An 8,198-nucleotide genomic window follows, 5' to 3' on the forward strand; every position below is an offset into this window, starting at 1 on the left:
ATAGGCGTTGTAACTTTATGTGACGTGTTTTCAGAGGTGTGCTCTACCGATCTCCGGTAAGGCGGGCGCCCGTGCGCCCTGGGTGCCGAGCTCGAACCCGCCCTGGGGGGCCGCGGCCGCCCAGACCTCGCCGAGCCCACCGGCGCTCGCGGCGCGGGCATCCGGCCATGTGCGGGCCAGCACACCGCGCACGGCTTCGGCGAACGCGGCGACCTCCTGCTCAGTCACGGCAACAGTCTTGATCACGGCGACTCCTAATTACTGAACGGCATCCGTCTCTTTAAACTAAATCAGACGGTAACCGTTCCGCAATACAGGGAGCCGGTCAGCGGTTCACGGCGGCGAGCAGGAAGTCCACCAGGCGGGCCGCGAACTCGCCGGGATCAGCCGCGAGCCGCTCACGCAGGTCGGCCGGTGTGGCCATGACGTGCATCATGGCGCCACCGCAAAGCGTGTCCAGCAGCATCGTCACCGGAGTCTCCGAGGGCAGCTCGCCACGGTCGATCGCCCGCCTGACCAGGGCGCGAGCGGCGGAGGACTGCGAGGCACGCAACGCCTGCCAGGGCCCGTCGACGGCCGGGATGCCCTCCGCCTCCAGGCCCATACGGAGGGCCGCGCGGCCCGCGTCGCCGAGGTAGAGATCGAGCATTTGCCGGGCGAGGCCGAGCAGATCGTCACGGACGTTGCCGGTGTCGACTTCGGTGACCGGCGCGATGCGCGAGGTCAGCGCGTCCACCAGCAGCGCCTCGCGGCTCGGCCAGCGCAGGTAGATCGACGCCTTGCCGGCGCCAGACGCCCGCGCCACCGCCTCGATGCTGAAGCCCGCCCAGCCGCATTCGCCGTAGAGCGCGATGGCGGCGTCGGTGACCTTGCGATCGACCTCGGGGTCGCGACGCCTGCCCGCAGTGGTTGCCATCGGCCATGTCTCCTTATTGCTGAACGGTTGCCGGCAATATAGCCTGCACCCATTACGGACGGTTTCCGTTCAGATATCACGAAGGAGCAGCCATGCGTACCGCACTGACCGACATGCTGGGAGTGGCCGAGCCGCTCGTGGGGTTCAACCGGTCCCCTGCCGTGGTGGCGGCCGTCACCAACGCGGGCGGGTTCGGCGTTCTGGCCGCCACCGCGTACACGCCGGAGGAACTGGACGCCCAGCTCACCTGGATCGACAGGCAGGTGGGAGGCAAGCCGTACGGCGTGGACGTGCTGGTGCCGGCCAAGACCGCCAAGGGCGACCCCGCCGACCTCATCGCGAGCCTGCGCGCGCAGATTCCCGAGGAGCATCACGCGTTCGTGGCGGGACTCATGGACAAGTACGGCATTCCCGAGCGGAAGGCCGCGGAGGACGCATCCGCGGACGAGCTGTCGGCCGCCATCAACCCTCAGGGCGTCGAGGAGCTGCTCGACGTGGCGTTCAGCCACAAGATCTCGCTGGTGGCCAACGCGCTCGGCACGCCGCCGCCGTTCCTGGTGGAGCGGGGCAAGCGCGCGGGCGTGGTCGTGGCGGCGCTGGTCGGCTCGGCCAAACACGCCCGGCGCCAGTTGGAGGCGGGAGTCGAGCTGCTCATCGCCCAGGGCACGGAGGCAGGCGGGCACACGGGGACGATCGCCACGATGATTCTGACGCCGGAGATCGTGGACATCGCCGGCGACGTGCCGGTGCTGGCCGCGGGCGGCATCGCCTCCGGGCGGCAGATGGCCGCCGCGCTCGCCCTGGGCGCCGCCGGGGTCTGGTGCGGGTCGGTCTGGCTCAACAGCCACGAGGACATCACCCCGCTGCCCGTCAAGACGAAATTCCTGGCCGCGAGCAGCGGTGACACGGTTCGCTCCCCCACGCGTACCGGCAAGCCGGCCCGCCAGCTCCGCAGCGCCTGGCACGAGGAGTGGGAGCGGCCGGACAGCCCGGGAGCCCTGCCCATGCCGCTGCAGCCGATGCTGGTCAACGACGCGTGGGCACGCATCGACGCCGCCGCGGAGGAGGGCAACGAGGGGGCCCTGCGCCTGGAGTCGTTCTTCATCGGCCAGGTCGTCGGCTCCTTCCAGCAGCTGCGCCCGGCCGCGGACATCGCCAGGCAGCTCGTCGACGACTGCGCCGCACGCCTGCGCGAGCTGTCGGGGCTGCTCTCCTGAGGACGCCGAACCGGACGATTATCGTCCGTTGACCCGATGCATTCTGCATTTTAAGTTGAGGACAGTGACACAGATCACTCCACGCCCCCGGTGAGGTGACCTTCCATGTCCCTTGACGACGCGACGACTCAGTTCCTCAAGCAGATGAGCGAAGCAGGCGGCAAGCCCCTGCACGAGATGACACCCGAGGAGGCGCGCGCCATGGTCGGCGCGCTGGGCGACCTGTACGGCAAGGGCCCGGAAATGGCCCGCGTGGAAGAAGCCGTGATCGAGGCGGCGGACGGAGGATCGTTCGGGGCACGCGTCCTGGTCCCTGTCGAGGACCCATGGGCGGTGATCGTGTACTACCACGGCGGCGGCTGGGTCGTCGGCGCCATCGACGAGTTCGACACCCTGGGAAGGATGCTGGCGCACCGGACGAGCTGCACCGTCGTCCTCGTCGACTACCGGCTCGCCCCCGAGCACCGCTACCCCGTCGCGGCCCGGGACGCCTACGACGCGCTGTGCTGGGCCGCGAAGGGACCGGGGCGGGACCTGCCGGTCATCGTGGCCGGGGACAGCGCGGGCGGCAACCTGTCGGCCGTCGTGGCCCAGCGCAGCCGCGACGAGGGCGGTCCCGCCATCGCGCTGCAGGTCCTCATCTACCCGGTGACCGACTGCGACCTGGACAACGCCTCCTACACCGACCCCGCCAACCAGCTCATGCTGAGCCGCGACAGCATGGTCTGGTTCTGGGACCACTACGCACCCGACCCGGCCGCGCGGGCAAACGCGGACGCCTCTCCGCTGCGGGCCCAGGACCTGTCGGGCCTGCCGCCGGCCGTCGTGCTGACCGCTGAGCACGACGTGCTTCGGGACGAGGGCGAGGCCTACGCCGAGCGGCTGCGCGAGGCCGGCGTCCCGGTGCGGTTCAAGCGGTTCGAGGGCCAGATGCACGCCTTCTTCACGATGGTGAACGTGCTGCCGGGCAGTGCGGCGGCGATCACCATGGTCGTCGAGGCGATCGACGGGAGCCTGCGATGAGGTACGACGCCGTCGTCGTCGGCGCGGGCTTCGCCGGCATGTACATGCTGCACCGGCTGCGCGGGCTGGGCCTGGCCGTCCGCGTCTTCGAGACCGGCGACGGCGTCGGTGGCACCTGGTACTGGAACCGCTACCCGGGCGCCCGCTGCGACGTGGAGAGCATGGAGTACTCCTACTCCTTCGACGAGGATCTCCAGCAGGAGTGGGAGTGGAGCGAGCGCTACCCGTCCCAGCCGGAGATCCTGCGTTACGCCAATCACGTCGCCGACCGATTCGACCTGCGCGGGGACATCCAATTCGAGACCCGGGTGACCCGCGCCGGCTACGACGAGACCGCGAACCTGTGGCGTGTGGAGACCGACCGCGGCGACCACGTGTCGGCGACGTACCTCATCACCGCGGTGGGCTGCCTGTCGGCGGCCCGGATACCCGGCTTCCCCGGCGTCGGATCCTTCCAGGGGCCCAGCTACCACACCGGGCGATGGCCGCACGAGGGCGTGGACTTCGCCGGGCAGCGGGTCGCCGTCATCGGCACCGGCTCCTCCGGCATCCAGGCCATCCCGGTGATCGCCGCGCAGGCGGAGCACGTGACGGTGTTCCAGCGCACCGCCAACTACAGCCTGCCTGCCTGGAACAGGCCCATGGAACCGGAGTACGCACAGTGGGTGAAGGCCAACTACGCCGAGATCCGTGCCGCCATGCGCACCTCCGCCGCGGGCGTCATGTCCACCTCCAACACGGCATCGGCGCTGGAGGCGACGGAGGAGGATCGGCTGCGGGAATTCGAGACCCGCTGGGCCAAGGGCGGCACGGCGTTCCTCGGCGCCTATGGCGACATCGCGATCAATCCCGAGGCCAACGAGAAGAGTGCTGAGTTCGTCCGCGAGAAGATCCGCGAGATCGTCGCGGATCCGCAGGTGGCCGAGCTGCTGGCGCCCAAGGACCATCCCATCGGCAGCAAGCGGATCTGCATCGACACCGGTTACTACGCCACCTACAACCGTCCCGACGTGACCCTGGTCGACGTGCGCGACGCGCCGATCGAGGAGATCACCCCGACCGGCGTGCGCACCGCCGACGCCGAGTACGCCGCCGACATGATCGTGTACGCGACCGGCTACGACGCCATGACCGGTCCGCTGCTCGGCATCGACATCACCGGCAAGGGCGGCCTGTCGCTGCGGCGCAAGTGGGAGGCCGGGCCACGTACGTACCTGGGGCTGATGACGGCGGGCTTCCCCAACATGTTCACCATCACCGGCCCCGGCAGCCCGTCGGTGCTCAGCAACATGATCGTCTCCATCGAGCAGCACGTGGACTGGATCGCCGATTGCCTGGAACGGCTGCGGGGCGGCGGCATCGCCACCATCGACGCCGACCCGCTGGCCGAGGACGCCTGGGTGGACCACGTCAACGAAGTCGCCGGCCGCACTCTCTACATGCGGGCCAACTCCTGGTATCTGGGCGCCAACATCCCGGGCAAGCCCCGGGTGTTCATGCCGTACGTCGGCGGCGTCGGCGCCTACCGGCAGAAATGCGACCAGGTCACGGCGGACGTCTATGCGGGATTCGTGCTCTCCGCCTGACCGCCGAGGATCACCCCGTCGGCCGTCCCCTCGGCCAGGTGCTCCTTCACCCTGCGCACCCGGTTGGGCATCGCCTCGATCAGCCCTTCGGTGACGAGCTGGGCGATCGCCTCGCGAACGGGGGTGATGCTGAGGTTGAGCCTCGAGGCGATCTCGGCGTCCTTGATGACCTCGCCGGGACGCAGCACACCGCTGACGATCTCGGCTCGCAACTGCCGCGCGGCCGCCTCGCCTCGGGTGCGGGGCACCGTGAAGCTCATCGACCGTCCTCGCCTCGGGGAGCCGCGGCGGGCTCCGGACAGGCCCATTATCGAGGGTCGAAGGGTGGACAGGCGACGCTGCGCGCAGCCACTACTGTTTCCCCCAGGAGGTAACCCGTGTCCGTACCCGCGATCAGGACAGCCGGACCCGGTCGCCCCCGCGACGCGGAGGTCGGCCGCAAGGCGCTGCAGGCGGCCATCGAGCTCTACGCCGAGCTCGGCTGGGCCAAGTTCACGCTCGACGCGGTCGCGCGGCGGGCCGGGATCGGCAAGGCAGCCATCTACCGGCGCTGGCCCAGCCGGGAGAAGCTGGTCATGGACGCGCTGGAGTGGGCACTGGCGACGCCCGCCCTGACCATCGACACCGGCAACCTGCGGGACGAGCTTCGCGAGCTGGCTCGCGCCATGATGGACCACTACCTCGGCCCGCACGGGCTGGCCGGGCTGCGGCTGCACGTGGAGGCCCGCGCCTACCCGGAGCTCTTCGCCGACCTGTCCGCCACGATCCGCCGCTCCAGGGTGCTGAACGCCCGAGCGGTCATCCGCCGCGCCATCGCTCGCGGAGAGCTGGGCGAGCACGCCTCCCCCTCTCTCATCCTCGACACCCTCCTCGGCGGAGTCCTGAACCACGTGCTGGCCACGCCGGAAGACCTGCGTCCGAAGATGACGGCGGGAAGCGCGCGCTACATCGAGGAGGTCACCGAGTTCGTCCTCACGGCTGCCGTGGCGATCTACCCTCCTCCTACAGGCCTCTGACAACCGTCTCAGAGGATGATGAGAGAGTCGCCGCGCCGCTCGCGTAGAGCGCCGAGAACCTCCGCGATCGGGCCGCCCTTCGCTTCGTCGCGCGTGGGCCAGACGACGCCGAGCCGGAAGTGGAGCTCCGGGTCGTGCAATGGCACGAGGACGAGACCGATCTCGCCGAATATGCGGCCGGAGATGGTGCTGGGTGTGGTCAGCGACAGGGCGCGCGAGTGGGTGATGTGCGCGGCGACCTGGACCACGTCGCTGTGCGGCAGCTCGCGGATCCGGGTGACGCCGCCCTCGCGCAGGTGGTCGCGGAGCCCGTTCATCACCAGTGGATGCACCTTGTGCGAGGTGAGCAGCATCTCCCGGTCGGCGAGGTCGGCGATCGTGAGCTCGGAGCGGCCGGCGAGCGGGTCGTCGGCGCGCATGGCGACGGCGAAGCGGTACTCCGCGAGCGCGAGACTGGCCAGGCCGGGGTCGTCCACGGGCAGGTGCACCACGGCGAGGTCGAGCTTGCGCGCGGCCAGCAGTCCGAGCAGACCCGCCGACGGCTCCAGGGTCACCGGCAGCTCGACCCCCGGGCTGACCTTCTCGAACGTCTCCAGGACCAGGTCCAGGACCTGGGTGGGGGCGAGCGGGGTGGCCCCCACCCGCACGACCGCCGGCGCCGCGGCGGCTCCGGCGGCCAGCTCGGGCAGCGCGTCGAAGCGGGCCAGGACGTCGCGGACGGGGCCGAGGAACGTCCGCCCGAACGGCGTCAGCTCCACTTGGTGGTAACGGCGGTCGAACAGGTCGGCCCCCAGCTCCTTCTCCAGCTCGCGAATGCGGCGGCTGAGCGGGGAGGACGTCACGTGCAGCCGCTCGGCGGCACGGCCGAAGTGGAGCTCCTCGGCCACGGCCACGAAGTATCTGAGCTGCTGGATGTCCACCCCACCCAGCGTAATCAGCCGTTGGCGGGGCGGAACACCGGGATCGCCTCACCCCCTTCGGGGCGCTCGAAGGCGACGCGTACCGGCATGCCGCCGTACACGTCCTCGGGCGCGGCGCCGGTGATCTGGGCCTGGAGCCACGGCCCCTCGTCCAGCTCGACGATCGCGACCACGATGGGCGGCGCGCCCTTGGTGTGCACCACCGACCAGCTCACCACCAGCCCCGTCCCGGCGGCGGGCGTCCAGGACGGCTCCGGGGACGCACAGCCCGGGCAGGTGCGCGCCTGCGGCGCCGCGAAGGCGCCGCACTGGTCGCAGCGCCGGATCAGCAGTTCGCCGCGCGCGGTGCCGTCGAAGAACTCGGCGGTGGCCGCGTCGCGGTGGACGATTCCCACGGGCATCGGCATGCTCCTATCGCGCGTGCGGGCTGAGGACGAGGGTGGAGTGGTGGTCGAGCACGCCGCCGTTGCCGCTGACCAGGACGAGGTCGTTGCGGGGAGCCTGGCGCTCGCCGCCCTGGCCGCGGGCCTGGATGACGGCCTCCGACAGCGGCGTCATGCCCCACATGTAGTAGGAGGAGAGCTGGCCGCCCCCGGTATTGACGGCCAGGCTCCCCTCCGGTCCGAGCACGCCGCTGGCGACGAAGGGGCCGCCCTCGCCCTTGGCACAGAAGCCGTAGTCCTCCAGCGAGATGAGCGCGGTGTAGGTGTAGCAGTCGTACAGCTCGGCCACGTCGATGTCGGCGATCGTCACCCCGGCCATCTTCAGCGCCGTCGGGCCTGACAGGGCGGCGCCGCTGACCAGGCCGAACTCGCTGTCCCTGCCCATGGCGTACCCGGGGTGCGCCTGTCCCCAGCCGAGGATGTGCACGGCGGGCTGGGCGAGGCCGGCGGCCCGGTCGGCGGAGGTGACGACGACCGCGACACCGCCGTTGCTGACCAGGCAGCAGTCGAGCAGGTGGAACGGCTCGGCGATCCACCGGGAGCTCTGGTGGTCCTCGAGGGTGATCGGGTCGCGCATCTGGGCCAGGGGGTTTCTGGCCGCCCAGGCGCGCTGGGCGACGGCTATGTGGCCGAGTTGCTCGCTCGTGGTGCCGTACGTCTGCATGTGCCTGCGGGCGGCCAGCGCGTACATGGTGTTGGCGCTGTAGATGCCCGAGGCGGCGGTCAGGCCCTGCCAGCCGGTGAGCCTGCGGCCCGCGCCGGCGTAGGCCGCGCCGCCTCCCGTCGACTTGTCCTTCAGCGGCGCGTCGGCGAAGACGCAGGCCACGACGTCGGCCATGCCGGCAGCCACGGCCATGGCGGCGTACTGGACCATGGCCCCGGCCGACGAGCCGTACGCCTGCACCTCCGACAGCATGCGCAGGTGGCGCAGCCCGAGATCGCGCTGCAGGCCCAGGCCGACGTCGCCGGTGATGCCGGTGTTGGTCAGCATGTACACGATGGGCTCGGCCTGGTAACCGGGGAAGAACTCCTTGGTCCCGTACGAGTTGACCAGCGACACCCCGAGCCGGTGCGTGG

Annotated in this window: 10 protein-coding genes; 4 read left to right on the forward strand and 6 right to left on the reverse strand. The window is 70.6% G+C overall.

Translation table 11 applies throughout. The features are described from left to right. Positions 1-30 precede the first annotated feature (30 nt). Both AB0J09_RS48160 and AB0J09_RS48165 read right to left on the reverse strand, forming a co-directional pair. Positions 31-246 carry a hypothetical protein gene (locus tag AB0J09_RS48160; RefSeq protein ID WP_360707254.1) on the reverse strand — a complete coding sequence of 72 codons (216 nt, stop codon included), beginning with the start codon at positions 244-246 and terminating at the stop codon, positions 31-33. Positions 247-325: 79 nt separating this feature from the next. Beyond that, positions 326-916: a TetR/AcrR family transcriptional regulator gene (locus AB0J09_RS48165; RefSeq protein WP_360707257.1), complete on the reverse strand. Its 591-nt coding sequence runs from the start codon at positions 914-916 to the stop codon at positions 326-328. Between the two features lie 92 nt (positions 917-1,008). On the opposite strand from AB0J09_RS48165, the gene AB0J09_RS48170 reads away from it, so the two are divergent. The 3 genes from AB0J09_RS48170 to AB0J09_RS48180 all read left to right on the forward strand — a co-directional run bounded on the left by AB0J09_RS48170 (position 1,009) and on the right by AB0J09_RS48180 (position 4,742). After that, positions 1,009-2,133, forward strand: coding sequence for a nitronate monooxygenase (locus tag AB0J09_RS48170; protein ID WP_360707260.1), 1,125 nt, complete (start codon positions 1,009-1,011; stop codon positions 2,131-2,133). Positions 2,134-2,238: 105 nt separating this feature from the next. Continuing rightward, a complete protein-coding gene (locus tag AB0J09_RS48175; protein ID WP_360707262.1) occupies positions 2,239-3,156 on the forward strand; it encodes an alpha/beta hydrolase in 918 nt (305 codons plus the stop codon). After that, positions 3,153-4,742: an NAD(P)/FAD-dependent oxidoreductase gene (locus AB0J09_RS48180; protein ID WP_360707265.1), complete on the forward strand. Its 1,590-nt coding sequence runs from the start codon at positions 3,153-3,155 to the stop codon at positions 4,740-4,742. Before AB0J09_RS48175 ends, AB0J09_RS48180 begins: the two co-directional genes overlap by 4 nt. On the opposite strand, the gene AB0J09_RS48185 is transcribed toward AB0J09_RS48180, so the two are convergent. Next, positions 4,715-5,002 (reverse strand): GntR family transcriptional regulator, encoded by a 288-nt coding sequence (locus AB0J09_RS48185; RefSeq protein ID WP_360707267.1) that lies wholly within the window; start codon positions 5,000-5,002, stop codon positions 4,715-4,717. The genes AB0J09_RS48180 and AB0J09_RS48185 overlap by 28 nt on opposite strands. A gap of 117 nt (positions 5,003-5,119) precedes the next feature. On the opposite strand from AB0J09_RS48185, the gene AB0J09_RS48190 reads away from it, so the two are divergent. After that, positions 5,120-5,758, forward strand: a complete 639-nt coding sequence (locus AB0J09_RS48190; RefSeq protein WP_360707269.1) for a TetR/AcrR family transcriptional regulator — start codon at positions 5,120-5,122, stop codon at positions 5,756-5,758. A gap of 8 nt (positions 5,759-5,766) precedes the next feature. Here AB0J09_RS48190 and AB0J09_RS48195 read toward each other — a convergent pair whose 3' ends face one another. From AB0J09_RS48195 to AB0J09_RS48205, 3 genes are all read right to left on the reverse strand, one after another. Then, entirely contained in the window at positions 5,767-6,678 is a 912-nt protein-coding gene (locus tag AB0J09_RS48195) for a LysR family transcriptional regulator (protein WP_360707272.1), read from the reverse strand. A gap of 14 nt (positions 6,679-6,692) precedes the next feature. After that, positions 6,693-7,079, reverse strand: coding sequence for an OB-fold domain-containing protein (locus tag AB0J09_RS48200; RefSeq protein ID WP_360707275.1), 387 nt, complete (start codon positions 7,077-7,079; stop codon positions 6,693-6,695). A gap of 10 nt (positions 7,080-7,089) precedes the next feature. Continuing rightward, positions 7,090-8,198: thiolase family protein (locus AB0J09_RS48205; protein WP_360707278.1), on the reverse strand; the 1,109-nt coding region annotated here is incomplete at its 5' end.

The sequence above is a fragment of the Nonomuraea sp. NPDC049784 genome (genome assembly GCF_040659615.1).
Taxonomy (GTDB): domain Bacteria; phylum Actinomycetota; class Actinomycetes; order Streptosporangiales; family Streptosporangiaceae; genus Nonomuraea.